Annotated in this window: 23 protein-coding genes; 14 read left to right on the forward strand and 9 right to left on the reverse strand. The window is 63.5% G+C overall.

All coding sequences use genetic code 11. From position 1 onward, the window contains the following. Positions 1 to 26 precede the first annotated feature (26 nt). From lptB to kdsD, 5 genes are all read right to left on the reverse strand, one after another. Entirely contained in the window at positions 27 to 794 is a 768-nt protein-coding gene (lptB, locus tag HWX53_RS03125; RefSeq protein ID WP_175939335.1) for an LPS export ABC transporter ATP-binding protein, read from the reverse strand. Between the two features lie 11 nt (positions 795 to 805). Further along, entirely contained in the window at positions 806 to 1432 is a 627-nt protein-coding gene (lptA, locus tag HWX53_RS03130) for a lipopolysaccharide transport periplasmic protein LptA (RefSeq protein WP_175940583.1), read from the reverse strand. Positions 1433 to 1545: 113 nt separating this feature from the next. Further along, positions 1546 to 2148, reverse strand: coding sequence for an LPS export ABC transporter periplasmic protein LptC (gene lptC, locus HWX53_RS03135; protein ID WP_175939336.1), 603 nt, complete (start codon positions 2146 to 2148; stop codon positions 1546 to 1548). A 4-nt stretch (positions 2149 to 2152) separates the two neighbouring features. Beyond that, positions 2153 to 2689 (reverse strand): HAD hydrolase family protein, encoded by a 537-nt coding sequence (locus HWX53_RS03140; RefSeq protein WP_175939338.1) that lies wholly within the window; start codon positions 2687 to 2689, stop codon positions 2153 to 2155. Continuing rightward, on the reverse strand, positions 2689 to 3672 hold the full coding sequence (kdsD, locus tag HWX53_RS03145) for an arabinose 5-phosphate isomerase KdsD (RefSeq protein WP_175939340.1): 984 nt from the start codon (positions 3670 to 3672) through the stop codon (positions 2689 to 2691). The genes HWX53_RS03140 and kdsD overlap by 1 nt, the downstream gene beginning before the upstream one ends. A gap of 160 nt (positions 3673 to 3832) precedes the next feature. On the opposite strand from kdsD, the gene HWX53_RS03150 reads away from it, so the two are divergent. The 5 genes from HWX53_RS03150 (at position 3833) to purU (ending at position 8889) form a co-directional block, all read left to right on the forward strand. Further along, positions 3833 to 5827, forward strand: a complete 1995-nt coding sequence (locus HWX53_RS03150; protein ID WP_175939342.1) for a cation:proton antiporter — start codon at positions 3833 to 3835, stop codon at positions 5825 to 5827. A gap of 62 nt (positions 5828 to 5889) precedes the next feature. Beyond that, positions 5890 to 6456: an adenine phosphoribosyltransferase gene (locus HWX53_RS03155; RefSeq protein ID WP_175940584.1), complete on the forward strand. Its 567-nt coding sequence runs from the start codon at positions 5890 to 5892 to the stop codon at positions 6454 to 6456. Continuing rightward, positions 6456 to 7070 (forward strand): LysE family translocator, encoded by a 615-nt coding sequence (locus HWX53_RS03160; RefSeq protein WP_175939344.1) that lies wholly within the window; start codon positions 6456 to 6458, stop codon positions 7068 to 7070. Before HWX53_RS03155 ends, HWX53_RS03160 begins: the two co-directional genes overlap by 1 nt. A gap of 63 nt (positions 7071 to 7133) precedes the next feature. Then, positions 7134 to 7979, forward strand: coding sequence for an NUDIX hydrolase family protein (locus tag HWX53_RS03165; protein ID WP_175939346.1), 846 nt, complete (start codon positions 7134 to 7136; stop codon positions 7977 to 7979). Positions 7980 to 8019: 40 nt separating this feature from the next. Then, positions 8020 to 8889, forward strand: coding sequence for a formyltetrahydrofolate deformylase (gene purU, locus HWX53_RS03170; protein ID WP_175939348.1), 870 nt, complete (start codon positions 8020 to 8022; stop codon positions 8887 to 8889). Between the two features lie 87 nt (positions 8890 to 8976). Here the strand turns inward: purU and HWX53_RS03175 are convergent, their stop codons facing one another. After that, a complete protein-coding gene (locus tag HWX53_RS03175) occupies positions 8977 to 10065 on the reverse strand; it encodes an AI-2E family transporter (protein ID WP_175939350.1) in 1089 nt (362 codons plus the stop codon). Positions 10066 to 10128: 63 nt separating this feature from the next. Next, positions 10129 to 13002: an excinuclease ABC subunit UvrA gene (gene uvrA, locus HWX53_RS03180; RefSeq protein ID WP_175939352.1), complete on the reverse strand. Its 2874-nt coding sequence runs from the start codon at positions 13000 to 13002 to the stop codon at positions 10129 to 10131. A 273-nt stretch (positions 13003 to 13275) separates the two neighbouring features. Between uvrA and HWX53_RS03185 the strand changes: the two genes are divergently transcribed. The 6 genes from HWX53_RS03185 (at position 13276) to HWX53_RS03210 (ending at position 20865) form a co-directional block, all read left to right on the forward strand. Further along, positions 13276 to 14478 carry an MFS transporter gene (locus HWX53_RS03185; protein ID WP_175939354.1) on the forward strand — a complete coding sequence of 401 codons (1203 nt, stop codon included), beginning with the start codon at positions 13276 to 13278 and terminating at the stop codon, positions 14476 to 14478. 117 nt (positions 14479 to 14595) lie between these two features. Continuing rightward, positions 14596 to 15120 carry a single-stranded DNA-binding protein gene (locus HWX53_RS03190; RefSeq protein ID WP_175939356.1) on the forward strand — a complete coding sequence of 175 codons (525 nt, stop codon included), beginning with the start codon at positions 14596 to 14598 and terminating at the stop codon, positions 15118 to 15120. A gap of 440 nt (positions 15121 to 15560) precedes the next feature. Continuing rightward, the gene (locus HWX53_RS03195; RefSeq protein ID WP_175939358.1) at positions 15561 to 16205 is read left to right on the forward strand and encodes a response regulator transcription factor; all 645 of its coding nucleotides are present in this window, start codon (positions 15561 to 15563) and stop codon (positions 16203 to 16205) included. 120 nt (positions 16206 to 16325) lie between these two features. Then, the gene (locus tag HWX53_RS03200; RefSeq protein WP_175939360.1) at positions 16326 to 17006 is read left to right on the forward strand and encodes a response regulator transcription factor; all 681 of its coding nucleotides are present in this window, start codon (positions 16326 to 16328) and stop codon (positions 17004 to 17006) included. 95 nt (positions 17007 to 17101) lie between these two features. Continuing rightward, positions 17102 to 17752 (forward strand): response regulator transcription factor, encoded by a 651-nt coding sequence (locus HWX53_RS03205; protein ID WP_175939362.1) that lies wholly within the window; start codon positions 17102 to 17104, stop codon positions 17750 to 17752. A gap of 269 nt (positions 17753 to 18021) precedes the next feature. After that, positions 18022 to 20865, forward strand: coding sequence for an ATP-binding protein (locus tag HWX53_RS03210; RefSeq protein WP_347879146.1), 2844 nt, complete (start codon positions 18022 to 18024; stop codon positions 20863 to 20865). Between the two features lie 6 nt (positions 20866 to 20871). On the opposite strand, the gene HWX53_RS03215 is transcribed toward HWX53_RS03210, so the two are convergent. Then, on the reverse strand, positions 20872 to 21807 hold the full coding sequence (locus tag HWX53_RS03215; protein ID WP_175939366.1) for a LysR family transcriptional regulator: 936 nt from the start codon (positions 21805 to 21807) through the stop codon (positions 20872 to 20874). 434 nt (positions 21808 to 22241) lie between these two features. On the opposite strand from HWX53_RS03215, the gene HWX53_RS03220 reads away from it, so the two are divergent. The 3 genes from HWX53_RS03220 (at position 22242) to HWX53_RS03230 (ending at position 24961) form a co-directional block, all read left to right on the forward strand. After that, positions 22242 to 23390 (forward strand): porin, encoded by a 1149-nt coding sequence (locus HWX53_RS03220; RefSeq protein WP_175939368.1) that lies wholly within the window; start codon positions 22242 to 22244, stop codon positions 23388 to 23390. A gap of 167 nt (positions 23391 to 23557) precedes the next feature. Continuing rightward, a complete protein-coding gene (locus HWX53_RS03225) occupies positions 23558 to 24004 on the forward strand; it encodes a CHRD domain-containing protein (protein WP_175939370.1) in 447 nt (148 codons plus the stop codon). Positions 24005 to 24040: 36 nt separating this feature from the next. Beyond that, positions 24041 to 24961: an alpha/beta hydrolase gene (locus HWX53_RS03230; RefSeq protein WP_175939372.1), complete on the forward strand. Its 921-nt coding sequence runs from the start codon at positions 24041 to 24043 to the stop codon at positions 24959 to 24961. On the opposite strand, the gene HWX53_RS03235 is transcribed toward HWX53_RS03230, so the two are convergent. Further along, positions 24931 to 25779 (reverse strand): EcsC family protein, encoded by an 849-nt coding sequence (locus tag HWX53_RS03235; RefSeq protein ID WP_175939373.1) that lies wholly within the window; start codon positions 25777 to 25779, stop codon positions 24931 to 24933. The two genes, HWX53_RS03230 and HWX53_RS03235, sit on opposite strands and share 31 nt — an antisense overlap. Positions 25780 to 25804: the final 25 nt, after the last annotated feature.

Raw genomic sequence — 25804 nt, forward strand, 5'->3', positions numbered from 1 at the left:
CATGCGCCGCGCGCCTGGCGTCGGCGCTACATGCGGAAATGCTCGCCGAGATACACGCGTCGCACGTTCTCATTCTCGATGATCTCGTTCGGCGCGCCGGCCGCCAGCACGCTGCCGTCGCTGATGATGTAAGCGTGATCGCAGATGCCCAGCGTCTCGCGCACGTTGTGGTCCGTGATCAGCACGCCGATGTTGCGCTGCTTCAGGAACTTCACGATTTTCTGAATTTCCAGCACGGCGATCGGATCGACGCCCGCGAAGGGTTCGTCGAGCAGAATGAAGCTGGGATTCGTCGCGAGCGCCCGTGCGATTTCGACGCGCCGCCGCTCGCCGCCCGACAGCGACAGCGCCGGATTTTCCCGCAGATGCGCAATCTGCAGTTCGTCGAGGAGCGCCTCGGCGCGCTGCGTGATGGCGTCCTTCGACAGCCGCTTGCCCGATCCGTCCGTCTGCAGTTCCAGCACGGCGCGAATGTTCTGCTCAACGGTGAGCTTGCGAAACACGGACGCTTCCTGCGGCAGATAAGACAGCCCGAGATGCGCGCGCTGATGGATCGGCAGCAGGCTGATGGACTTGCCGTCGAGATCGATCTCGCCCGCATCGAGCGGCACGAGGCCGACGATCATGTAGAACGACGTCGTCTTGCCCGCGCCGTTCGGGCCGAGCAAACCAACCACTTCGCCGCTCTTCACGTCGAGCGAGACGTCCTTCACGACGGTGCGCGAACCGTACCGCTTCTTCAGATTGCGGACGACGAGCGAACTCGACTTGCCGTCCGGCTTGCTTGGGGACATGGCGGGCGAATTCACTGCTGCGGCGTTCCTTGAATGGTGTTCGACGGCGCGAGGGTCGCGGGCGAGCCGTTCAGCGGCGCGGCGCCGCCGGAGCGGGGCGCGAGCATCGCGCGAACGCGGCCGCTCGGGTTGCCGGGGCCGGCCACGTCCTTGCCGGCGCTCGCCGTGTAGAAGTCTTTCTGCCCGTCGTACGTGATGACGCTGCCGCGCACTTCGTCCTGAACCGTGGTCAGACCTTGCAGGCGGCGCACCACGGCGCGCGTCGTGAGCTTGGTGAAGTCGTTCTTGCCGTCATAGTCGATGCGCACGGCATTGCCTTCGATGTATTCGTCGACGCCGTCGCGCTTCTGGCGGAAGTACGAGAGATTGCTGCCGGTGGACGTGCCGGTCGCGTACTGATAGCCCTGCGGATCCTGCGTGACTTCCACGCGATCCGCCTTGATGACGATGGTGCCCTTGGTCGCGACGACGTGACCGGTGAAGACGTTCTTCTGGTTCAGGTCGTCGTAGGACATGTTGTCCGCTTCGATGTTGAGCGGCTTGTCGCGGTCGGCTTTTTCGGCGTGCGCGGCGGGCGCGAAGCCCGCGAGCGGCAGCGCGACGAACGCGGCGGCGGCGGCGGCCAGCGCGGCCCGCATCACACGCCTCACGCGCGCGGAGGTGCGATGCGCGAACGTTGCGCCCGCGGGGCCGCCATCGGGACGAGAGATGCTGTGGTTCATGCAGTCAAGATCAGGATGGAATCCCGGGTTCACTTGGAGGAGCCGCCATTGATATCCGTGGCCGCGATCGCGCCGCGCACGTTACCGAAGAGCTTCATTTCCCGGGTGACGTTGTTGTAGTTCATGCCGTTGGCGGTCATCACCGACGGACCGCGCTGAAGTTTAACCGGCTTTTCCGTTTCGATGACATCGTCGTTCACCAGCACGCGAAAATGCTGCGAATCCGCCTGCATCTGCGGATCGCCGTAACCGGCCGCGCGCAGGATGCGGGCGTTGTCGTAGAGATCGACAATCGACACGTCGCCGTTCACCGTGCCGCGCTGTGCGGTGGCCGTCACGATAGGCTTTTGCGGCTGGAACATGCGCACCGCGGGCAGCGTCAAGTCGCTGTTCTCGTCGTCCTCGTAATGGACCATGGATTTGGCCGTCAGCCGGTACTGCGTCGTGCCGGTGGAGTCCAGTTCGGAGACGGAGAAGTTATCCGCGAAGTAGTCGGGCGTGTGACGCTTGGGCTGCTCCGGCGCTTGCGGCGCGGAAGGCAGCGTGGCTTGCAACAGCCAGTACGTGATGCCCGCGAGCGCCGCCATCGCGAGAAGCGGCAACAGCGAGGCGAGGCGTCGGGTCGGCGGCATGGCGTCAGTCTCCGAGCGCCGCCGCGAGCAGCGCGTCGTAGCCATTCTGCGCGCGCAGAATCGCATCGCACACTTCGCGCACGGCGCCGTGGCCGCCGCGTGCTTCGGTTACCCAATGCACGCGCTCTTTCACTTCCGCATGGGCGTTGGCCGGCGCGGCTGCGAATCCGCAGCGGCGCATGACGGCGAGATCGGGCCAGTCGTCGCCCATGTAGCCGCATTCGGCGGCGGAGATGCCGGTCGCGTCGAGCAATTGCGCGAGCGCCACCGTCTTGTCCGCGACGCCCTGATAAAGATGCGTGATGCCCAGTTCCTTGGCCCGCGCCGCGACGATTCCCGACTGCCGCCCGGTGATGATCGCCGTCTGCACGCCGATACGTTCGAGCAGCTTCACGCCGTGGCCGTCGAGGGAATTGAACGACTTCATGGTGTCGCCTTCGGCGCTGAAGTACAGGCTGCCGTCGGTGAAAACGCCGTCGACGTCGAACACCATCAGCTTGATGCGGCTCGCGCGCTCGGCGGGGAAAGGCTTCTGCGCCATCAGATTACCTTCTTGGAGAAGAGGTCGTGCATGTTCAGTGCGCCGATCAGCGTCGCATCGGCGTCGACGACCAGCATCTGATTGATGCGATGGCGCTCCATCAGTTCCACGGCTTCGACCGCGAGATGGTCCGGACCGATGGTGCGCGGATTGCGCGTCATCACGTCTGCGAGCTTGAGCGAGCGGAAATCGCCGTCGCGCTGGAGAATGCGGCGGAGGTCGCCGTCCGTGAAGATACCTTCCACATGACGATTGCCGTTGATGACCGCCGTCATGCCCATGCGCTTCGCCGTGATTTGAAACAGCGCGTCGGAGACGGTCGCGTCGAGCGGCACGACGGGGACTTCGTCGCCCACGCGCATGACGTCGCGCACGTAGGTCAGCAAGCGCCGGCCGAGCGCGCCGCCGGGATGCGAGCGCGCGAAGTCGTCGGGGCCGAAGCCGCGTGCGTCGAGGACCGCGACGGCGAGCGCGTCGCCGAGCGCCAACGCGGCGGTCGTGCTCGCGGTCGGCGCGAGGTTCATCGGGCAGGCTTCTTTTTCGACGCGCGCGTTGAGGTGCATGTCCGCGAGTTGCGCGAGGCTCGACTCCGGACGGCCGGTAATGGCGATGAGTTTCGCGCCGAGGCGCTTGATGAGCGGAAGAATGGCGACGAGTTCTTCGGTCTCGCCGGAGTTCGATAGCGCGATGAAGATGTCGTCGGCGGTGACCATGCCGAGATCGCCGTGGCTGGCTTCAGCCGGATGCACGAAAAACGCCGGCGTGCCGGTGGACGCAAGCGTGGCGGCGAACTTGCGCGCGACGTGTCCCGACTTGCCGATGCCCGACACGACCACGCGGCCGCGACAGCCGAGCAGGGCTTCGACTGCGTTGGTGAAGTTGTCGTCGAGAAGGTCCGAGAGACCGCGAACCGCGTCCGCTTCGATCTGGATTACGCTGCGAGCCAGCGCCAGTGCCCGGTCGCCATTGATTTTCGCTATCATTCGCGGAGTATAGCAAAGGCGTTTCCACGCCGCGCCTTACGGTGCGCGGCGCGCCGCCGCTTATCCGCCCCCGCGAGCCCTGGCATCAGGGGCTTCCCACGACACCGAAAACGCCGCGCCGGACACGTATCGGCGCGCTGACGACGAGGACGCTGGACGGATGACTTCTCCGCTCGAAATGACGCTGTTGTTGCTGCTGTGTTCGGTGGCGGGCGTCGTCGTATTTCGCTTTTTCAACTTGCCGCCGATGCTCGGTTATTTGGCGGTCGGCATCATCGTTGGTCCGCACGCGGCCGGTATCGCGCCGGATACCGAGCGCGCGCAGCACCTCGCCGAATTCGGCGTCGTGTTCCTGATGTTCTCCATCGGTCTCGAATTCTCGCTCGCGAAGCTGCGCTCGATGCGGCGCATCGTCTTCGGGCTCGGCGCGAGCCAGGTCGGCGCGACGATCGTGTTCGCGCTCGTCGTCGGGTGGATCGCGCATTTCTGGACGAGCATCTCGTGGCAGGCGAGCTTTGCGCTCGGCGGCGCGCTTTCCATGTCTTCCACCGCGATCGTGAGCAAGCTGCTCGCAGAGCGGCTCGAACTGGAAGCGGAGCACGGCCGCAACATCTTCGGCGTGCTGCTGTTCCAGGATCTCGCGGTCGTGCCGCTGCTCATCATCATCGCGGCGTTCGCGAACGGCAATTCGTCGCAACTGGTGATGTGGCTCGGCATCGCGGCGGTGAAGATCGTCGTCGCGCTGACAGTTTTGCTGTTCCTCGGCCAGAAGTTTATGACGCGCTGGTTCGATCTCGTCGCGCGGCGGCGCTCGCAAGAGCTGTTCATGCTGAACCTGCTGCTGGTGACGCTCGGCGCGGCGTTCATCACGGACAAGTTCGGGCTGTCGCTCGCGCTCGGCGCATTCATCGCGGGCATGCTGATCGCGGAAACGCCGTACCGGCATCAGGTGGAAGAGGACATCAAGCCGTTTCGCGACGTGCTGCTCGGCGTGTTCTTCGTGACGACGGGCATGCTGCTCAATCCGCGCGTGATCTGGGAGCACCCGCTTCTCGTGCTCGCGTTTTTCGTCGTGCCCATTTTATTGAAAGCCGTGATGATCACCGGCCTCGCGCGCCTGTTCGGCTCGCCGCCCGGCGTCGCCATGCGCACCGGTCTCGGGCTCGCGCAGGCGGGCGAATTCGGCTTCGTGCTCTTGAACCTGATTTTGGATTCGCATCTCGTCGATGCCACCATTCTTCAGGCACTCCTTTCCGCGATGCTGCTCTCCATGCTCGCCGCGCCATTCATCATCCAGAACGCGGATCGAATCGTGCTGCGGCTGTCGTCGACGGAATGGATGCTGCAATCGCTGCAAATGACGAAGATCGCGACGCAAAGCCTCAAGCAGAGCGGTCACGTCATCATTTGCGGTTATGGCCGCGCCGGGCAGAACCTCGCGCGCATGCTGGAACAGGAAGGCATTTCGTACGTGGCACTCGATCTCGACCCGGATCGCGTGGCGGCGGCCGCGGCGGCAGGCGAATCGGTCGTGTTCGGCGATGCCGGGCGGCGCGAATCGCTTGTGGCTGCCGGCCTGAACCGCGCGGCGACGGTCGCGATCACGTACGCGAACACGCCGTCCGCCATGCGCGTGCTGCACAACATCCACGAACTCGCGCCGACGCTGCCGGTGATCGTGCGCACGGTCGACGACGCGGATCTCGAAAAGCTGACCGCCGCGGGCGCGACGGAAGTGATTCCGGAGATCGTCGAAGGCAGTCTGATGCTCGCCTCCCATACGCTCGTGCTGATGGGCGTGCCGATGCGCCGCGTCGTGCGGCGCGTGGAAGAAATGCGCGATGCGCGCTACAGCCTGTTGCGCGGCTATTTCCACGGCGCGGACGATCTCGACGACGACGATGGCCACGAGCAGGTGCGGCTACAATCCGTACCGATCGACGAACATTCGGAGGCGGTCGGGCATTCGCTCGACGATCTCGGTCTCGTCGGCAACGGTGTCGAAGTGACCGCCATTCGCCGTCACGGCATCCGGGGCGTCCAGCCGGACCCCGAAACCAGGCTCCGCGCGAACGACATCGTCGTGTTGCGCGGCCTGCCCGAAGTGCTCGCTCAGGCCGAGGAACGGCTTTCGCGCAATCGCCGGGCAGCCTAACGTTCTCTTCATCAGGCAAGCGCGGCCTCACAGCGCGGATTTCCGGAGAAGTCATGTCCACCATTTCATCGAGCCCACCGTCTGCATCGTCAGATGCGGCGCGGTTCATCAAGGAGCGCGTGCGCACGGTCGAAGACTGGCCGCAAGCCGGCGTGCAGTTTCGCGATATCACGCCCGTGTTGCAGGACCGCCGCGCGTTGCGCACGCTCATCGACCTGTTCGTGCAGCGTTACATCGACGCGAACCTGAATGTCATCGCGGGCATGGATGCGCGCGGGTTCATCATCGGGCCGATTCTCGCGTACGAACTGAGCCTCGGATTCGTGCCCATTCGCAAGAAGGGCAAGCTGCCGTACAAGACGCTCTCGCAGTCGTACGAACTGGAGTACGGCAGCGCGACGGTCGAGATTCACGAGGACGCGTGCCAGCCCGGCGACCGCGTCGTGATCGTCGACGATCTGGTGGCGACCGGCGGCACGATGATGGCCGGCAAGATTCTGCTGGAGCGGCTCGGCGCAGAAGTGGTCGAAGCGGCCGCGATCATCGACTTGCCCGATCTCGGCGGCTCGAAGCTGCTGCGCGACGGCGGCTTGCCGCTCTATACGGTCTGCGAGTTCGGAGGCCATTGATGCCGAACATCCTGTTGTTTCTCGCAACGTCGGTGGCAATCACCATCGCGCCGGGGCCCGACAATCTCCAGGTGCTCGCGCGCGGCATCTCGCAAGGCAGGCTCGCGGGCGTCGTCGCGGCGCTGGGTTTCGCATGCGGCGTGATCTTTCATACGACGCTCGCCGCTTTGGGCGTCGCGGCGCTCTTGCGCTCGTCGCCGCTCGCGTTTCAGGCGGTGAAGCTCGCGGGCGCGGCGTATCTCGTGTGGATCGGCATCAAGGCGCTGCGCAGCCACGGTCTCGCGACGGCGCACGCGCGCCCGAGCCAGCCGCTGTCGACCGTGTTCCGGCAGAGCGTGCTCGGCAACATGCTGAATCCGAAAGTCACGCTGTTCTTTATCGTGTTCCTGCCGCAGTTCGTCGATCCGCACGGCGCGCAAAGCGTGATGCTCCAGATGTTTGAGCTGGGCGGCGTGTTCATGTTGCAGACCGTCGCGGTGTTCTCGCTCTTCGGCATCGGCGCGGGGATGATCGGCGCGTGGCTCAAGCGCCGTCCGCGCGTGGGCGTCTGGCTCGACCGGCTCGCGGGCGTGACCTTCATCGCGCTCGGCATTCGCGTGGCGCTGCGCGACTGATCTCGCTTTGCCGCACCGCGTCTGCGCGCATCCTTCGTTCATCACGGTCTCGCCGGAGCTTTCATGACTTTGCCTTGCCTCGTCGCCGCCCGCCGTTTCGACGCCGCCGCGCACGCGCCGTTCTTTATCGGCGATGAACGCGTCGGCTGGATTCGCAAGACGGACGTGCCGTTGCTCGCGCGCTGGCACGAAACGTTCGTGATTGGCGACGACGCGGTGCGCCTGAATCCGTCGCTCGACGATATCGATAAGCGCAGCGCTGCGCTCGCCACCGTCATCGCGGCGCTGCACGCCGAGGGCAATATTCCCGGCTGGCGCGACGAAACGTACGCGATCCGCAATCATTTCGACGCCGCGCCGCTCGCGTTCATCGAGCGCGCGGCCTCGCGCTTCTTCGGCACGATCACTTACGCGGTGCATGTGAACGGCATCGTAAAATATCGGGATAGCGCGCCGCGGCTCTGGATCGCGCGGCGCAGCCACACCAAGTCGACCGATCCCGGCATGCTGGACAACGTGGTGGCGGGCGGCATCGGCTGGGGCTACGGCCTCATGCCGACGCTCGCGAAAGAATGCTGGGAAGAAGCGGGCATGCCCGAAGAACTGGCCATGACCGCGACGCCTGGCGGCACGTTCCACGTCCTGCAATCGGCGCCCGAAGGCACGCAGGCCGAACAGATCTTCGTGTACGACATCGCGCTGCCGCCGGACTTCACGCCGCGCAATCAGGATGGTGAAGTCGCCGAGCATCGCGAGGCGAGCATCGACGAAGTCGCGCGCTGGATCGAAGAAGGCGAGATGACCGTCGATGCGAGCCTCGCCACGCTCGATTGTCTGCTGCGCCATCGCTGGATCGACGAAGACGCCTGCCAGGGCATCGAGGCGCTCTACGCGCCGCCGCCCGTTTAATCATCGAGCATCAACGCATTGAGGAAGGAGTAACCGGTTCATGTCGACCGAACATAGTTTTATCCTGAAGTTGTCGTGCCCGGACCGGCCGGGAATCGTGCATGCCGTCTCCGGCTTTCTGTTCGATCTCGGCGCGAACATTCTGGATTCGGCGCAATTCGGCGACAGCCGCACCGGCGAATTCTTCATGCGGGTGCATTTTCAGGAAGTGGGCGGCGATCCCGGCCTCGACGCGCTGCGCAAGTCGTTCGCCACGCTCGCCGATGAGTTCGGCATGCGCTGGGAATTGCACGATGCGCTGGCGAAACCGCGCGTCGTCATCATGGTGTCAAAGATCGGCCACTGCCTGAACGACCTGCTGTTCCGCTATCGCACGGGACAATTGCAGATCGAGATTCCGGCGATCGTCTCGAACCACAAGGATTTTTATCAGCTCGCCGCGAGCTACGACATTCCGTTCCACCACTTGCCGCTCAACGGCGGCACCGCGCAGGCGAAGGCCGCGCAGGAAGCGCGCGTGATGGAGATCATCGAGCAGCACGATACCGATCTCGTCGTGCTCGCGCGCTACATGCAGATTCTGTCGCCCGACATGTGCGACAAGCTCGCCGGCCGCGCGATCAACATTCACCACTCGTTCCTGCCGAGCTTCAAGGGCGCGAAGCCGTACTATCAGGCGTTCGACCGCGGCGTGAAACTGATCGGCGCGACCGCGCACTATGTGACGACGGATCTGGACGAAGGCCCGATCATCGAGCAGGAAGTGGAGCGCGTGGACCACAGCATGACGCCGGATCAATTGACGGCGATCGGCCGCGACGTCGAGTGCGTGACGCTCGCGCGTGCGGTGAAATGGCATGTGGAGCATCGCATCGTGCTGAACGGAAGCAAGACGGTCGTGTTCCGCTAGACGCTGCTGGACGCTGCTAGACGCCAAACGCACGAAAGCCCGCCGATCTTCGGATCGAGCGGGCTTTTTGCTTCTGGACGGCTGTGGTCAGACGAGCCGTAGATAGATCAGCTCGCGCTTGATGTACGCATAGAAAATCGGCGCGGCGATGACGCCCGGCAAACCGAATGCGGCTTCCATTGCCAGCATGGCGAGCAGCAGTTCCCACGCGCGCGCCTCGATCTGCCCGCCGATAATCCGCGCGTTCAGGAAGTATTCGAGCTTGTGAATGACGATGAGAAACGCGAGCGACGCGACCGCCGTGCCGAACGACACCGAGAACGAGATCGCGACAATGATGGTGTTCGAGATCAGATTGCCGACGACGGGCAAGAGCCCGAGGATGAACGTGATCAATACCAGCGTCTTGGAGAGCGGCAGGCGCTCATGAAAGAGCGGCAGCGCGACGAGAAGATAGAGCGCGGTGAACGCGGCGTTGATCGCCGAGATCTTGATCTGCGCAAACACGATGCGGCGGAACGCGTCGGCGAAACGGGAAACGCGCGTGACGAGCGCCGTCGAAAGCGGCAGCCGATGCGTCTGTTTCGGCGCGCCCACCGCGATGATCGCGCCGATGATCATGCCGATCAAAATGTGCCCGAAGCCGCGCGCCATGTCGCGGCCGCCTTCCTGCAATTGCTCCGAGTGCTTGCGCATGAGTTCGGCGGCGCGCTCCTTCATCTGGCCGGCGTCGACCGGCAGATAGTTGGCGATCCAGTCCGGCACGCGCAGCCGCGCATGCGACGTGACGCTCACCAATTGGTCGAGCAGCCGCTGGAGGCTCGGAACGTCGTGCTCGAAATGCTCGATGGTCGCGATGGTGAGGCCGGTCAGCCCGCCGATGATGATGGCCGAGATCAGCACGACCGCGATCAGCCGCGCGCCCTTGCTCATCACGTGCCGCTCGATGACGGGCGCGATCATGTGCACCAGCTGGAACACGAGCATGCCGGCGAGCAGCGCGCCCAAGAGCTTCAGATGCAGCACGAGGAACATGGCGAGGAACGCCGCGATGTAACTGCCGATCTCCACGGCGGGGAGCTTGGGCAAGCTCATGTCGCTCGTCAGCCTGACGGGGCGCGCCGGCAAGTCCCGTACGCGTCGCTCCTCGTTGGCCGCTTCGTTGCGCTTCCCCATGACTGCGTTCCCTTTTCGCTGCTGCCTACCACGGTTGTTCTTGCCGCCGGGCTGCGGCGGTTGTCAGGCGGCCGACTTCGGACGCTGGAGCAGCGGCGCGAGGTAGCGGCCCGTGAAGCTCGCCTTCGACTTCGCGACCTGCTCCGGCGTCCCTTGCGCGATGATCTGCCCGCCGCCCGCGCCGCCTTCCGGACCGAGGTCGATTACCCAGTCGGCGGTTTTGATCACGTCCAGATTATGCTCGATGATGACGACCGTGTTGCCCTGATCTCGCAACCGGTGGATCACTTCGAGCAAGAGCGCGATGTCGTGGAAGTGCAGGCCGGTCGTCGGTTCGTCGAGGATATATAGCGTCCGACCGGTATCGCGCTTGCTCAGTTCCAGCGAAAGCTTGACGCGCTGCGCTTCGCCGCCCGAAAGCGTGGTCGCCGACTGGCCGAGGCGAATGTAGCCGAGGCCCACCTCGAGCAGCGTCTTCAGCTTGCGCGCGACGACCGGCACCGCCTTGAAGAACTCGTGCGCGGCTTCCACCGTGAGGTCGAGCACTTCGCTGATGTTCTTGCCTTTGTACTGGATATCGAGCGTCTCGCGGTTGTAACGCTTGCCGTGGCACACGTCGCAAGGCACATAAACGTCCGGCAGAAAGTGCATTTCCACCTTCAGCACGCCGTCGCCCTGACAGGCTTCGCAGCGTCCGCCCTTGACGTTGAACGAGAAGCGGCCCGCTTCGTAGCCGCGCTCCTTCGCGGCCGGCACGCCCGCGAACAGTTCGCGAATGGGCGTGAACAGGCCGGTGTAAGTGGCCGGATTCGAGCGCGGCGTGCGGCCGATCGGCGATTGATCGACGGCGATCACCTTGTCGAAGTGCTCCAGACCTTCGATGGATTCGTACGGCGCCGGCTCCGTCGACGAGCCATACAAATGCTGGGCGACCGCGTGCTGGAGCGTGTCGTTGATGAGCGTCGACTTGCCGGAACCCGAGACGCCCGTCACGCATGTCAGCAAACCGACCGGAAGATCGAGCGTGACGTGTTTGAGGTTATTGCCGTGCGCCTCGACGATGCGCAGCCGCCGCTCGTCCGGCGCATTGCGCTTTTCCGGATAGCTGATCGTGCGCTTGCCGGACAAATACTGTCCCGTGATGGAATTCGGGTCTTTCTGCACCTGAAGCGGCGTGCCCTCCGCGACGATCACGCCGCCGTGCTCGCCCGCGCCCGGACCCATGTCGACCACGTAATCGGCCATGCGGATCATGTCTTCGTCGTGCTCGACGACGATTACCGAATTGCCGATGTCGCGCAGATGCTTGAGCGTGTCGATCAGACGGTCGTTGTCACGCTGATGCAGGCCGATGGACGGCTCGTCCAGCACGTACATCACGCCCGTCAGCCCCGAGCCGATCTGCGACGCGAGCCGGATGCGCTGCGCTTCGCCGCCGGAGAGCGTCTCCGCGCTGCGTTCCAGCGACAGGTAATCCAGCCCGACATTATTCAAGAACGACAGACGCGCGACGATTTCCTTGATGACCTTGTCGGCGATCTCGCCCTTCGCGCCGTCCAGACGCAGCGTCTGAAAGTAGCCGAGCGTATCGCGCAGCGGCCAGCCGCTCACTTCGTAGATGCCGCGTGCCTGATCGCCCGAACCGACCTTGACAAACCGCGCCTCGCGCCGCAGACGCGTGCCTTCGCACGCCGGGCAAGGCTGATTGTTCTGGTATTTCGCCAGTTCTTCGCGCACGGCGGTCGAATCCGTCTCGCGGTAGCGCCGCTCAAGGTTCGGGATGATGCCTTCGAACGCATGCTCGCGCACCGAAGCGCGACCGCGCTCGTTGATGTACGAAAACGGAATGGCCTGCTTGCCCGAGCCGAAGAGCAGCGTCTTGCGCACTTTCTCGGGCAACTCCTCGAACGGCGCGTCGATGTCGAATTCGTAGAACGCGGCGAGGCTTTGCAGCATCTGGAAATAGAACTGGTTGCGCCGATCCCAGCCCTTCACCGCGCCCGCGGCCAGCGACAGCGACGGATGCGCGACCACGCGCTTCGGATCGAAAAACGTGATCTGGCCGAGTCCGTCGCATTGGGGGCACGCGCCCATCGGGTTGTTGAACGAGAAAAGGCGCGGCTCCAGTTCCTGCAGCGAGTACGAGCAGATCGGACACGCGAACTTCGAGCTGAAGAGCTTCTCGTGGTCCGTGTCCATTTCGAGCGCGATCGCGCGGCCGTCGGCGAGGCGCAGCGCCGTCTCGAACGATTCCGCGAGACGCTGCTTCATGTCCGGGCGCACTTTCAGGCGGTCGATCACCACGTCGATCGTGTGCTTGTCGTTCTTCTTGAGCTTCGGCAGCGAATCGACTTCATAGATTTTCGCGACGCCTTCGTTCGCCGTGCCGCCGCCCGAGCGAATCCGAAAGCGGATGAAGCCCTGCGCCTGCATTTCCTCGAACAGTTCGACATGCTCGCCTTTGCGGTCCGCGACCACGGGCGCGAGAATCATCAGCTTGGTTTCTTCCGGCAGCGCGAGCGCGGCGTCCACCATTTGCGAGACGCTTTGCGCTTCGAGCGGAATCAGATGATCGGGACAATACGGCGTGCCGACGCGCGCATAGAGAAGACGCAGGTAATCGTGAATCTCGGTGACGGTGCCGACCGTCGAACGCGGATTATGCGACGTGGCTTTCTGCTCGATGGAAATGGCCGGCGACAAACCTTCGATCAAATCGACGTCCGGCTTCTCCATCAGCTGTAGAAATTGCCGCGCGTAAGCCGAGAGACTTTCCACGTAACGGCGTTGGCCTTCGGCGTAAAGCGTATCGAACGCGAGCGACGACTTGCCCGACCCGGACAACCCCGTAATCACGATCAGCTTGTGACGCGGCAAGTCGAGACTGACGTTCTTCAGATTGTGGGTGCGAGCCCCACGAATACGAATTTCTTCCACGAGTTTGTTCCGGCGACGAGCGGGGAATGAGGGGGGCCAAACCTGCTACTATAACGACTTTTGCAGGGCGCGGCGCCCGCGCACCGCGTGCCGCGGACGGGCCCAGGCCGCTTGCCGCGGGCCTTGCGGCGGTCTTGCCGGCGCAGCGGGCAGCGGCCATGCGCGCCGAGTCGTCCGCTGCATATGGTGCCGTTTCGAGCAAGAACAAGGCGGCCGCGCCTGACGTCGCAACAGGCCGGGCCAGACGCGACCCTCATTCATTCCCCGTCTCTGATGTCCAATCCGTCTGCCACGTCCGCACGTCTCTCCGCGCCGGAATTGCGCGCGACCGTGTCGCTCGCTGCCATCTTCGCGCTGCGCATGCTCGGTCTCTTCATGATCATGCCGGTGTTCTCCGTCTACGCGAAAACGATTCCCGGCGGCGACAACGTGCTGCTCGTCGGCATTGCGCTGGGCGCTTACGGCGTCACGCAGTCGATGCTCTATATCTTCTACGGCTGGATCTCCGACAAGCTCGGGCGCAAGCCGGTCATCGCGTTCGGGCTGCTGGTGTTTGCAATCGGCAGCTTCGTCGCGGCCGTCGGGCATTCCATGGCGTGGATCATCGCCGGACGCGTGATTCAGGGCATGGGCGCGGTGTCGTCGGCGGTGATCGCGTTCATCGCCGATCTCACGCACGAGGAAAACCGCACGAAGGCCATGGCGATGGTGGGCGGCAGCATCGGTGTTTCGTTCGCGGTGGCGATCGTGGGCGCGCCGATCCTCTTCCACTGGATCGGCATGAGCGGGCTTTTCACGGTGATCGGCGCGCTGTCGATCGTGGCGGTCGGCGTGGTGCTGTGGATCGTCCCCGATCCGCCGGCGCGCCCGGTGCACGTCAAGGCGCCCTTCAGCGAAGTGCTGCATAACGTCGAACTGCTGCGCCTGAACTTCGGCGTGCTCGTCCTGCACGCGACGCAGACGGCGCTCTTTCTCGTCGTCCCGCGCATTCTGGAGGCGGGCGGGCTGCCGGTGGCGTCGCACTGGAAAATCTACCTGCCGGTCATGGGGCTCGCTTTCGTCATGATGGTGCCGGCGATCATCGCGGCCGAGAAGCGCGGCAAGATGAAGGCCGTCATGCTCGGTGCAATCGGGCTTATCCTGTTCGGACAGTTGTTATTGGGCGCGGCTCCCCATACGCTATGGTCCGTGGCCGCGATCCTGTTCGTGTACTTCCTGGGCTTCAACGTGCTGGAGGCGTCGCAGCCGTCGCTCGTGTCCAAGCTCGCGCCGGGCACGCGAAAGGGCGCGGCAGCGGGCGTCTACAACACGACGCAGTCCATCGGCCTCGCCCTGGGCGGCGTGGTCGGCGGCTGGCTGCTGAAGCTGGACGGACCGAGCGCGGTCTTCTTCTCGTGCTCGGCGCTCGTGCTGGCGTGGCTTGTCGTTGCAATGTGGATGAAGCCGCCGCCGCGCAAAGCCGGGCGCGCGGCTTGACGAGACGTTTAATCATTTGAATCGAATCAGACGTGCTGTCCGGCTTCGCATGAGAGCGACGCCTGCGCGAACAGCGCCGCACGGCTGACAGTAGGCAAAGAATCAACCGGAGAAATCATGGCATCTGTCAACAAGGTCATTCTCGTAGGCAATCTGGGCGCGGACCCGGAAACGCGCTACCTTCCGAGCGGCGACGCCGTGGCCAACATCCGTCTCGCGACGACCGACCGCTACAAGGACAAGGCGTCCGGCGAGATGAAAGAGCTCACCGAGTGGCACCGTGTCGCGTTCTTCGGCCGGCTGGCGGAAATCGTCAACGAGTACCTGAAGAAGGGCTCGTCGGTGTATATCGAGGGCCGCATCCGCACGCGCAAGTGGACCGATCAATCGGGACAAGAACGCTATTCGACCGAAATCGTCGCTGACCAGATGCAAATGCTGGGCGGTCGCGGCGGCGCGAGCGGCGGCGACGACGGCGGCTACAGCCGCAGCGCGCCGATGGAGCGCTCGGGCGGCGGTGGAGGCCGGGCGCCTTCGGGCTCGGGCGGCGGACGCGCGGGTGGCTCCGGTGGCGGTGCGAGCCGTCCGAGCGCGCCGGCCGGCGGCGGCTTCGACGACATGGACGACGACATTCCGTTCTGATAAGCGCTCGCGCGCGTCGCATCGAAAAACGGGTCTTCTGCTTCTGGCAGAAGGCCCGTTTTTTATTTCTCTCAGTGTCTTTTGGCAAATTCCGACGAGCATTCGCTATTTATCGGCTGCGATTGAAAAGCCACTGGGTAAATCGCTGTCAAATGGCATGCATCAAAATGGGGCGTAATCGGACTAGTCCGATGGTTTCGAAATAGCGCACGTCTTATTTTGATGAAAAATATTCTGAAATGCTGAGAGAGCTATGTTTGCGTTTTGTCATCTTATTGCGGAAACGCAAGTCTGAGCGCACCGCAATCGAATCACGCCGCATGAATGCGTTCGTTTTCCGAGCGCGTCGCGGTGTTAATCCGCGCGCGATTCACGGGCGTTTAGATGTGGTAGGCGTCGAACGGCGCCGCTAAAACATGGATATAACCGGGGGCCTATTGATGCTTCGTGTAGTGTTGGCCGACGACCATCCTTTCGTAGTCCTTGGAATGAGGGCGCTTATCAATGCGGACGACGGATTATGCGTCACGGGCGAAGCGAAAAATGCCAGTACTTTGCTCACTGAGCTTCGCAACACGCCGTGCGACGTGCTCGTCACCGATTTCGCCATGCCCGAGCCGGGGCGCGACGCGCAGGACGGACTCTGCTTGATTCGCAAGGTCCGTCAGGATTGGCCAGCTATCGGCATTGTCGTGCTGACCAGCGTCAGCAATGTCGCCATTCTTCGCTCGATCCTCAATGCCGGCGCAATGGGCCTCGTCGACAAGGCCGAGCCCATTGAACTTGTCCCGACCGCCGTGAAGCAAGCGCGCGTCGGCCGCCGCTACGTGAGTGCATCGTTTCGCGCGGCGCTCGCGGACGCCGGCGCCGAAGCGCATTCTTCGCCCGATGCGCCGCGCCTCTCGCCGAGGGAAATCGAAGTGGTGAAGCTATTCGCGAAAGGCCGCTCCATTACCGAGATTGCGAGAGAGTTGCAGCGCGACGTGCGCACCATCAGCCGACAAAAACGCGATGCGATGAACAAGCTCGGCGTGAAGAACGATCCCGGACTCTTCGCGTTCATGCGGGCACGCGGACTATGCTGATTTGCGTAGGACCGCATTTCCAATTCGGATGCATCTTATGTCTTTTGGGGGGGTAGTGCCCGATGCTTATATTCGGGATCAGGTCTGCGTGTCGGACTTCATAACTAAGGGTTTGTGTCGATGGAATTCGGGAATGGTAGCGAGGTCTTCTCGCGTGCAAGGCGGATAAGGTTGGCAATAGCGGACGACCATCCGCTTGTCATTCTGGCAATTGAGCGGCTTGCGGAGAATTTTCCAAATGTGGAAGTCGTCAGCCGAAGCGCCAATTCCACCCAACTGGATGAGTCGCTGGCACGCGGCGATTGCGATGTCGCTCTCGTAGACTTTCATATGCCGGGTGGCCGATACGGAGACGGCATACAACTCATTCAGCACATCGCGCATTGTTATCCCGACGTTCGCACCATCGTGCTGTCGCGCAATGATAATGCCGCGCTTGTCAAGCAAGCATTGGACGCCGGCGCGCATGCGTTTCTGAGCAAGGAGGACCGGCTCGATCTCGTGTACGTCGCCATCGTGTCGGCCATCGCGAACGAAACGTATCTCGGCCCAGCCGTCCGCCGAACCATGGCGGTAGCGAGTGTCGAAAGCCGCGCACGCTTCATCCGGCAGCGCCTGACGACGCGGGAACTCGAAGTCATCGAGCGCTACGCGCGAGGCGCGAATGTGACTGAAATCGCAAAAGAACTGGACCGCAGCGTAAAAACCATCAGCGCTCAAAAATGCGCGGCCATGCGCAAACTGGACTTGTCGACAGACGCGGATCTTTACCGATTCATCGCCGACAGCGATCTGCTTTGAGAGCAAGCAGTAATCGCCTGAAAATAAAAGCGACTGCGGGGAGGCAACGCGCCGCCGGAAGGCCGGTTACTCGCTATTAGACCAATTAGATTGAAATGAGAGAACACTCGCCGCTGACGGCCATCGTTGCGGACGATCATCCCGCGGTCGTCAAGGGCATCACGACTTATCTGGAGCGGGACGGCGCAATTCGAGTGGTCGCGACCGCCGAGAATTCGTTGCAATTGGCCGAAGCGGTCGACTCGGTTTCGTGCGACTACATCTTCGCCGATATCGGCATGCAAGGCATCGACGGCGAGAGCAATTCCATCGCATTTCTCAAGCGCTTCCTGTGGCAGAAAAACCGGCCCCGCGTCATCGTCGTCACCATGATGTCGCATAACCGCATGCTCGCCGGTCTGATTCAATTGGGAATCGACGGCATCGTCGACAAGCGTGATTCCCTCGATTGTCTTCTCGAAGCAATAGCCGCCACGCGCAAAGGGGGCTGCTACCTCTCGCCTTCGGTGAGCGATGCGGTCGCCCGGCTACCCGGCACGGCGCCCGCGCTGGCCGGCGTACTGAGCAAGCGCGAGTGGGAAGTCTTCCGGCTGTACGCGAGCGGCCTCCTGGTGCATGAAATCGCCAGGCGCTTCGGCCGGAGCAGCAAGACAATCGCCACGCAAAAGCGCAGCGGCATGCGCAAACTTGGGCTCGAGTCGGAAGGCGAACTCGTCGAATACTTGCGCCAGGTCGGGCTCGTCTAAGCAAGAAGCCGCATTTTCGGAGCGTCATAAGAAGTATTTCGGACGCCTCTGATTTTCCTCTGTTACACGCACGATCAGACTCTGAAGTTGGTCATCGCGATTGCTCGATGCAGTCCGCGTCATGAGGCAGCGCATCGAAACGCGCATCTTCTGAGAGAGTCGAATTGAGATCGTTGCTCGCACGCTGTTGGTTCGTCGTCAGCCTTCTAGTCTCGCCGCTATGCCGCGCGGCTGAAGCAACGCAGTCGCGGCCTGCAAGCGCGCCGCTCGTGGCGGCCTGGGACATCAGCGCGCTTCGTTTGCTGCCTGTGTTGATCGGCATCGCGGCCGTGCTCGTCGTCACGCTGCGGGCCTTCATCCTCCTGCAGCGCGAGATGGACCGCCGCATCGAGACCGAGCAGCGTCTCGCCACCCAGTTGAGCTTTCAGCAGACGATGATGGAAGTCGTCCCGTACCCGCTCGTCGCGAAAGACATGAGCAACCGATACATCGCGGTGAACCGCGCCTTCGAGGCGGCGCTCGGCGTGCGGCGCGAAGACGTCATCGGGCGCACGAGCATCGAAGCGGGCGCGTGGGGCGAGAAGCACAGCCGGCTCGTGGACAAGATATCCGCGGCCACGTTGCAGTCGGGGCAAGGCCAGGAGGTCGAGGCAGAATTCGTCGATAATCGCGGTCGTTCGCGCTACGGACTCTTCTGGACAGGCGCCTTCTCGGCGGCCAACGGCGAGCGCATGGGGGTCGTCGGGACGATGATCGACATCACCGATATTCGCGACGCCGAAATGCACGCGCGCCAGACCGAACAGCGCCTGCATGACGTGACGCGGTCCCTGCCTGCGGTCGTTTTCCAGTTGCGCCGCACGAGCAGCGGCAAATACAGCCTCCCTTATATCGACGGTGACACGAGGCAGCTGCTCGACCTCGATCTGGCAGCGCTCGCCGCCGATCCGACCACGATCCTGCGGCACGTCGACGCAGAAGACAGCGGGCGGCTCTTTCGCGAGATCGAGGCGTCGTCGCGCACGCTGGATCCCGTGCACACCGAATTCCGTTCCACCGTGAAGGGCGTCACGCGCTGGATACGCGCGGATCTGGTCGCGCATCGCGAAGACGACGACTCCGTCGTCTGGAGCGGCTATTGGGCCGATGCCAGCGTCGAACACGCGCGTGCCGAGGAGCTTGCCCGTGCGCGCGACGCCGCCGAAGCCGCCTCGCGCGCAAAGGACGACTTCCTCGCGATGATGAGCCATGAGATTCGCACGCCGATGAATGGCGTGCTGGGGCTCGTCGAGGTCATCGAGAACACGCCGCTCAATCCTGACCAGTCGCAAATGCTCGGCATGATCCAGGATTCGGCGAGCGCGTTGCTGCAAATCCTCGACGACCTGCTCGACTACACCAAGATCGAGGCGGGGCGGCTGATCATCGAATCGACGCCGATCGACCTGCGCGAACTCGTCGACAGTGCCGTCGGCTTGCTGGCCGGGCGGGCGCACGAGAAAGGCTTGCGGGTGCGCGTGGACATCGCGCCGGAAGTCGCGGCGTCCGTTCGCAGCGATAGCGTGCGCCTGCGTCAGATTCTCTTCAATCTGATGAGTAACGCGATCAAGTTCACGATCAAGGGCGAAGTGTCGCTCCACGTGCGAGCGGTCGAGCAGCGTCCGACAGAACAGGTCATCGAGCTGTGCGTGAGCGATACCGGCATCGGCATTGATCCCGCAGCGCAGGCGCGGCTCTTCGAACCGTTCGTGCAGGCGGAGACGTCCATTACGCGCCGCTTCGGCGGCACGGGGCTCGGTCTCACGATTTGCCACCGGCTCGTCGACCTGATGGGCGGCACGCTCACGCTGCAAAGCCAAGTAGGCGTCGGAACGTCGATGATTGTTCGCCTCAAGATGCCGGTCGAGACTCAGCAGTATCAGATGGAAGGCCTGCGCGGAAGGCGTGGCATCGTCGCGATCGACGACACGCGCGTCGCGGCGGCCTTGCTCGGGCACGGCCAGGCGCTCGGAATCGAGCTCGAACGTATGGAACCTGACGATCCGCGCTTGCGCCGGTTCGAAACGTTCGATGGCGTCGATCTGGTCTTTTTCAACGATACGCGCAAGGACGCGCTGCCGCTCGGCTCGCGCGTGATTCATGTGACCGAGAAGCCAAAGCCCACGGGCTATCGCATTCTCGAAGACGACATTCGCGTCAGCGTGAATCCGCTATCGTGGCGCGGCCTGGGCGCCGCGTGCGTGGCGGCACTCACCGGCATGCCGCAGGTCGCGGCGCACGGCACGCTCGGCCAGGAGGCGCGCATGGAAGCGCCCGGCCGCGAAGACGCGCTGCACAACGGCAAGCTCGTGCTTGTGGCGGAAGACCATCCCGTGAATCAGGAACTGATACGGCATCAGCTTTCGCTACTTGGATTCGCGTGCGATGTCGTGCAAGACGGTGCCGAAGCGCTGGCCGCCCTCGAGACGACGCGTTATGGCTTCCTGATTACCGATTGCCACATGCCGAACATGACTGGCTACGAGTTGGCGCGGCGCGTGCGGGCAAAAGAACAGGGCACGTCGCATCACTTGCCGATTCTCGCCATCACCGCGAGTACATGTTCCAGCGAGGCGACGCGATGCCGCGAAGCCGGGATGGACGATTTCCTCATCAAACCGACGCGGCTCGCGACATTGCGCGAGCATCTGAATCGCTGGAAGGCGTCGACGCGTCCGGAGCGCAGACACGAAGCGCAGAAGCAACGCGCGGTGGAAGCAACCCTCGACCGCGACGCCGAGATAGACCTGAGCGGCATGGCGCAACTCTGGGGCAGCGAGGCTACCGTAAAGGCATTGCTGGATGCCTTCGTCACCTCGTTCCGCGACGACCTCAAGGCGCTCGAGCCGTTGCTGGAGCGCGGCACGGTCGAGCATCTGCGCGAATGGCATCACCGGGTGCTGGGCGCGGCGAGCGTGCTGCAATACAGGCCGTTGCTGGACGCGATCGAAGAATCCCGGCGCGATCTGCCGAACAAGAGCCGTGAAGTCAGACGGCGCGAAGGGCTCGCGTTGATCGCGCGATGCACCGAACTCCTCGGGCGCATCGAGGCGCAGTGCGCCGCTATCCAGTAAACATGCTCATTCCGATGCAGGGACGGGACCCGCTTCCATAGGCGCGCGGTCCCGAAAGTACGACAAGGCGAAGTCCACGAATGAACGCGTCTTCGCCGAGACGTGCCTGCGGCCCGGATAGACGATGGAAACTTCCTTGTCGGCATCCTTGAGCCGATAGCCGGCGAAGAGCCGCACGAGCGCACCGGCCTGGATATCGCGTTCCACGTAGCTTTCGGGCAGCACGGCGATGCCCATGCCGGACATCGCAGCCTGACGCAACATCGGCGAGCTGTTCACCGTGTACGCCGGATCCAGCGAGACCTCTTCCGGCACGCCCGAAGGACCAGCGAAGGTCCACGTCGAGCCGTGTATGTCCGCTGACGGCGCAAGGAAGTCGTGCTTGGCGAGCGATGACGGCCGCGCAGGCGTGCCGTGGCGCTCCAGATAGTCCGGCGACGCGACGACCGCCGCCGCGACCTTGAAGAGCGGTCGGCTGATGAGCGTTCCGCTGTTGACGAGATGCGGCACGACAATGCCGGCGTCGAAGCCTTCATCGACGAGATCGACCGGACGGTGCAGCAGCGTCAGACGCAGCTTCACGCTCGGATAGCGGTCGCGAAAGGCGCGCAACATGGGCGTGAGTTCCAGCAACGAGAACGATGCCGACGCCACGAGCTTCAATGTCCCCGACGGATCGACCGAGCTGTTCGCAACGGATGCCTCGATCGTCTCCACCTGTTCGATGACCGCGCGACAGCCATCGGCGTAGCTCCTTCCGGCCTCGGTCAGCGACACGCTGCGCGTCGTGCGGTTCAACAGGCGCGTATTGAGATGCGCTTCGAGCAGCGAAACATAGCGCGTGACGACCGCGTTCGAAAGATCGAGCGCCGCCGCCGCGCGCCCGAACGACTCGGTTTCGGCGACTTTGAGGAAGACGCGCATCGCTTGCAGTTGATTCATGGTGAGACGGCTTGCCGAGCGATGCGGGACGCTCTTTCCCTGATGGTCATGAGCGGAAGAAAGCGCCGCTCTCGCGTGCGCGATGTTAGTGGGGCGCGAGATGGAAGGTAATCAGAGTAGTCCGACTGTTTGGGCGTGTGGTGTTCGGGCCACTGTCGCATGTCCGCAACTGAACGCATAGGCCGGCGCGCGCGGCAAGATTTTGGTGAGGTGGTAAGTGCAAGAAGCCTAAGCGTTTACTCATATTGAAATTCCATTTTTTGAATTGTTCGAAAAGATTTTTGTGTGTCCTTGGGCTGGTCGGCGGAAAGGCGAGCCATACACTTTGGGCTGCCGAATAACGGTAGAAGGCATGCGGCGGGAAACCCTTCCGAGATGCCGAGACGCCGCGAGCAACCCTATCGAGTCGTAAGACTCTTTCTAAGGAACACACAATGAAGAAGACTCTGATTGTTGCGGCCGTCGCCGCTTCGTTCGCAACTGCCGCGAGCGCGCAGAGCAGCGTTACGCTGTATGGCTTGGTCGATGCTGGTCTCACGTTCGTGAACAACGTGCAAACGCCGGACAACGCCGACCACTACAAGACGAACTCGTGGAGCATGAGCGGCGGCAACGTGCAGATGAGCCGTTGGGGCCTGCGCGGCGCCGAAGATCTGGGCGGCGGCATGAAGGCAATCTTCACGCTGGAAAATGGCTTCGACGTCGCTAACGGCAAGAGCGTGGATACCCGCATGTTTGGCCGCCAAGCATATGTCGGTTTGTCGACGCAAGCTGGCACCGTGACGCTCGGCCGTCAGACCGACGCGGTCGCCGACTACCTCGGCCCGCTGAGCGCAACCGGCTCGTGGGGCGGCACGTACTTCGCGCACCCGGGTGACCTGGACAACCTGGACGGCAACGCATTCCGTGTCAACAACTCCGTCAAGTTCGTGAGCGCGAACTACGCTGGCTTGTCGTTCGCAGGCGCCTATGCGTTCTCGAACGGCGCGGGCAGCTTCGCGGACAACCGTGCGTACAGCCTGGGTGCTGGCTACGCGAATGGCCCGTTCAAGATCGGCGCAGCGTACACGCAAGCGAACGGCTTCAATGCGACGAACAACGGTGCGATCACGGAGAACGTTCCCGCTGCCGATGCGATCTCGCCGATTCAGAACACCGAGCGCCTGCGCACGTTCGGCGCGGGTGGCAGCTTCTCGGCCGGCGCGATGACGTTCGGCCTGCTGTGGACGCAAACGCGTGAAGACAACAACTCGATCGAGAGCTACTCCAGCATCGTCAATAACTACGAAGTCAACGGTCGCTATGCGCTGACGCCGGCACTCTCGCTGGGTGCTGCGTACACGTTCACTAACGCGAAGACCAACTTCTTCGGCAACACCGACCGCGCCCGCTACCACCAGTTCGGCTTGCAGACGGACTACGCTCTGTCCAAGCGCACCGACATCTACGCTGAAGGCGTTGTGCAGATCGCTAGCGGTTCGGACGGTTACACGCCGTACGCCGGCATCAACGGCGCGCCGGGCGGCCCCTCGTCGAGCAACCGTCAGGTTCTCGTGACGACGGGTATCCGTCACCGCTTCTAAGCAGTCTCGGCAGTATCGAGCTATAGCTAGCTAGCAGAGAAGGGCGCCGCGAGGCGCCCTTTTTCGCATCTGCGCGTCGTTCGTCCACTGCCGACTGCGTCCCGACTCCGAATGCACTACCATGAAGACGCGGCCGACGCGCCGCCATGAAAACGGAGAACCGGGAAATGATCTCGACACGCAAGCCGCATGTGTTCTACTGCGCAGCCATCGCCGCCGCAATGCTCGCATCGACAATCGCGCATGCCGATACCGTCGCGCTGAAGGCCAACCTTCAGCCGTCGAGCGAAGTGCCGCCGCGCGTGAGCAAAGGCCACGGCACGCTCGACGCCACCTTCGACACGAATACCAAGCAACTCACCTGGACCGCGACGTACGCCGACCTTTCCGGTCCCGTCACGATGGCGCACTTCCACGGCCCCGCGCCAGTCGGGCAGAACGCGAAAGTGCAGGTTCCCGTCGATAAGCGCGCCCTCGCCAGTCCGATGACAGGGCAGGCGACGCTCACCGAACAGCAGGTTTCCGATCTGATGGCCGGGCAGTGGTACTTCAACGTTCACACGCAAGAGAACCCGACCGGCGAGATTCGCGGTCAGGTCATGCCGTCGAACTAACGTGAATCGCGAAATCGGAGGACAGGAGCGCGCGCGATGAGTTGGCAAAGCGCATTCGCGTGCTGGGTCTTGCGGCGCCGGATGCGTCCGGAGACCGCGAAGCCCGTGCTCGATGTCGAGCGCGCCCGCGCGTACACGTCGCGCCGGCTGTGGTCGCCGCCGGTGCCGAAGGGCTGGCAATTGGAAGTGGGCGCGAACGGAGAGTGGCTGCGATCATCGGCATCGCGCAGAACGATTCTCTATCTGCACGGCGGCGGCTATTACTTCTGCTCACCGCGTAGTCATCGCGCGATCAGTTTCGGGCTCGCCGTGCGCGCGCAGGCCAACGTGTTCTCGCTGGATTACCGGCTCGCGCCCGAGCACCGCTTTCCGGCCGCAGTGGATGACGCCGTCGCGGCCTATCGCGCGTTGCTCGCCGATGCCGCGCCGGAAACCATTGTGATCGCCGGCGATTCAGCGGGCGGCGGTCTCGCGCTCGCGACGCTGCTCGCCTTGCGCGATGCCGGCGACGCACTTCCGGCAGGCGCCGTGCTCTTCTCGCCGTGGACGGACCTGACGGGCAGCGGCGCGTCGATGACGGGCAACGAGGGCCGCGATCCGATGTTCCACGCCGCCGTCTTCCCGAAGGTCGCCGCGCAATATCTGGGCGATGCCGACGCCGCGCATCCTTATGCGTCTCCGCTTTTCGGCCATTACGACGGCTTGCCGCCGTTGCTGATTCAGGCCGCCGACACCGAACTCCTGCTCGACGATTCCACGCGCGTCGCAAAGAAGGCGCGAGCGGCGGGCGTTCGCGTCGATCTGGAAATCTGGCGCAACGTGCCGCACATCTTCCCGATCTGGGCGCCATTCATGCCCGAAGCGCGGCAAGCGCTCGCGCACGCCGCCCGGTTCATCGAAGACGTGACCGGCGCGGCCGCGTCGCATCATCGGCTGCCCATGACCTCGATCGTCTGATACGCGCGTTCGACCGCCGCGGTGCCGTATTGCCGCTCGAGTCGCCGCACGGTGAAGTGGCCGTGCGCCATCTGCTGAAAGTGATCGATGAAGACGGTGTTGACCATCGCGCCGAGCACCGCGCCGATCGCCGGAATCGACTTCGCCGCCACTTGCTCGCTGACCTGCACGGAGAACCGCGAGGCGATGGTCTGCAGAAACTTGAGCAATGCCGTCGATCCGTGGCCGCTCAGCCCCTTCGCCGTGATCTCGCTCGTCGCCCGCGAGACGGACTGCGCCAGCGCGCCGCGCACGATGAAATAACCGAGATCGGCGTTGTCGTCGTCCTTATGCGTGCCGCCCATGCCGAGCACCATCAAGCATTGCAACTGCGTTTCCACGCGATGCACGTCCTCGCCTTCGCTGCGCGCGATATCGCAGATGGAGCGGAACATGAGCGTGGTCGTGACCGGCAACTCGACCGGCAGCGCGAAGAGGCCGAATGCGCCGCCCGCCGCGCCGGTCGTCGCTACCGCGAGTTTGTGGAGCAGGTTGTTCGGCTTGTCGGGCGGCGGCGCGAGCAGCGAACCGGCGGGCGCGCTCTTGCCGAGCGTTCGCAGCGCGAGTTGCAGGCATTTCTTCAGCGCGAGTTGCGTCGCTTCGTCGACTTTTTCCTGCGCGGCGGCGGGCAGGCGGCCCATCAGCTTCTCGATGGGCGCGCCGATCACGCTCGCCAGTTTCATCGTGAGCGACGGACTTTCGAGCGCTTCCTTGGCGCGGGAGAGGGCGGCGAAGTCCTCCGGCGTGAGCGGCGAGGTGATGATGGGCGTCGGTTCCATGCGTCGTTTCTTGATCCGAAAAGGG

Origin of the sequence: Caballeronia sp. BCC1704 (assembly GCF_902833455.1) — a bacterium.
In the GTDB taxonomy this organism is placed as follows: Bacteria; Pseudomonadota; Gammaproteobacteria; order Burkholderiales; family Burkholderiaceae; genus Caballeronia.

Coding starts and splice junctions, on each gene's coding strand:
- HWX53_RS03140 (WP_175939338.1), bottom strand. CDS start 2,689: ATGGCGCAGAAGCCTTTCCCCGCCGAGCGCGCGAGCCGCATCAAGCTG.
- lptB (WP_175939335.1), bottom strand. CDS start 794: ATGTCCCCAAGCAAGCCGGACGGCAAGTCGAGTTCGCTCGTCGTCCGC.
- HWX53_RS03200 (WP_175939360.1), top strand. CDS start 16,326: ATGGAATTCGGGAATGGTAGCGAGGTCTTCTCGCGTGCAAGGCGGATA.
- HWX53_RS03190 (WP_175939356.1), top strand. CDS start 14,596: ATGGCATCTGTCAACAAGGTCATTCTCGTAGGCAATCTGGGCGCGGAC.
- HWX53_RS03230 (WP_175939372.1), top strand. CDS start 24,041: ATGAGTTGGCAAAGCGCATTCGCGTGCTGGGTCTTGCGGCGCCGGATG.
- HWX53_RS03175 (WP_175939350.1), bottom strand. CDS start 10,065: ATGGGGAAGCGCAACGAAGCGGCCAACGAGGAGCGACGCGTACGGGAC.
- HWX53_RS03195 (WP_175939358.1), top strand. CDS start 15,561: ATGCTTCGTGTAGTGTTGGCCGACGACCATCCTTTCGTAGTCCTTGGA.
- kdsD (WP_175939340.1), bottom strand. CDS start 3,672: ATGATAGCGAAAATCAATGGCGACCGGGCACTGGCGCTGGCTCGCAGC.
- HWX53_RS03150 (WP_175939342.1), top strand. CDS start 3,833: ATGACTTCTCCGCTCGAAATGACGCTGTTGTTGCTGCTGTGTTCGGTG.
- HWX53_RS03215 (WP_175939366.1), bottom strand. CDS start 21,807: ATGAATCAACTGCAAGCGATGCGCGTCTTCCTCAAAGTCGCCGAAACC.
- purU (WP_175939348.1), top strand. CDS start 8,020: ATGTCGACCGAACATAGTTTTATCCTGAAGTTGTCGTGCCCGGACCGG.
- HWX53_RS03235 (WP_175939373.1), bottom strand. CDS start 25,779: ATGGAACCGACGCCCATCATCACCTCGCCGCTCACGCCGGAGGACTTC.
- HWX53_RS03225 (WP_175939370.1), top strand. CDS start 23,558: ATGATCTCGACACGCAAGCCGCATGTGTTCTACTGCGCAGCCATCGCC.
- HWX53_RS03165 (WP_175939346.1), top strand. CDS start 7,134: ATGACTTTGCCTTGCCTCGTCGCCGCCCGCCGTTTCGACGCCGCCGCG.
- HWX53_RS03160 (WP_175939344.1), top strand. CDS start 6,456: ATGCCGAACATCCTGTTGTTTCTCGCAACGTCGGTGGCAATCACCATC.
- HWX53_RS03205 (WP_175939362.1), top strand. CDS start 17,102: ATGAGAGAACACTCGCCGCTGACGGCCATCGTTGCGGACGATCATCCC.
- lptA (WP_175940583.1), bottom strand. CDS start 1,432: ATGCGGGCCGCGCTGGCCGCCGCCGCCGCCGCGTTCGTCGCGCTGCCG.
- HWX53_RS03220 (WP_175939368.1), top strand. CDS start 22,242: ATGAAGAAGACTCTGATTGTTGCGGCCGTCGCCGCTTCGTTCGCAACT.
- lptC (WP_175939336.1), bottom strand. CDS start 2,148: ATGCCGCCGACCCGACGCCTCGCCTCGCTGTTGCCGCTTCTCGCGATG.
- HWX53_RS03185 (WP_175939354.1), top strand. CDS start 13,276: ATGTCCAATCCGTCTGCCACGTCCGCACGTCTCTCCGCGCCGGAATTG.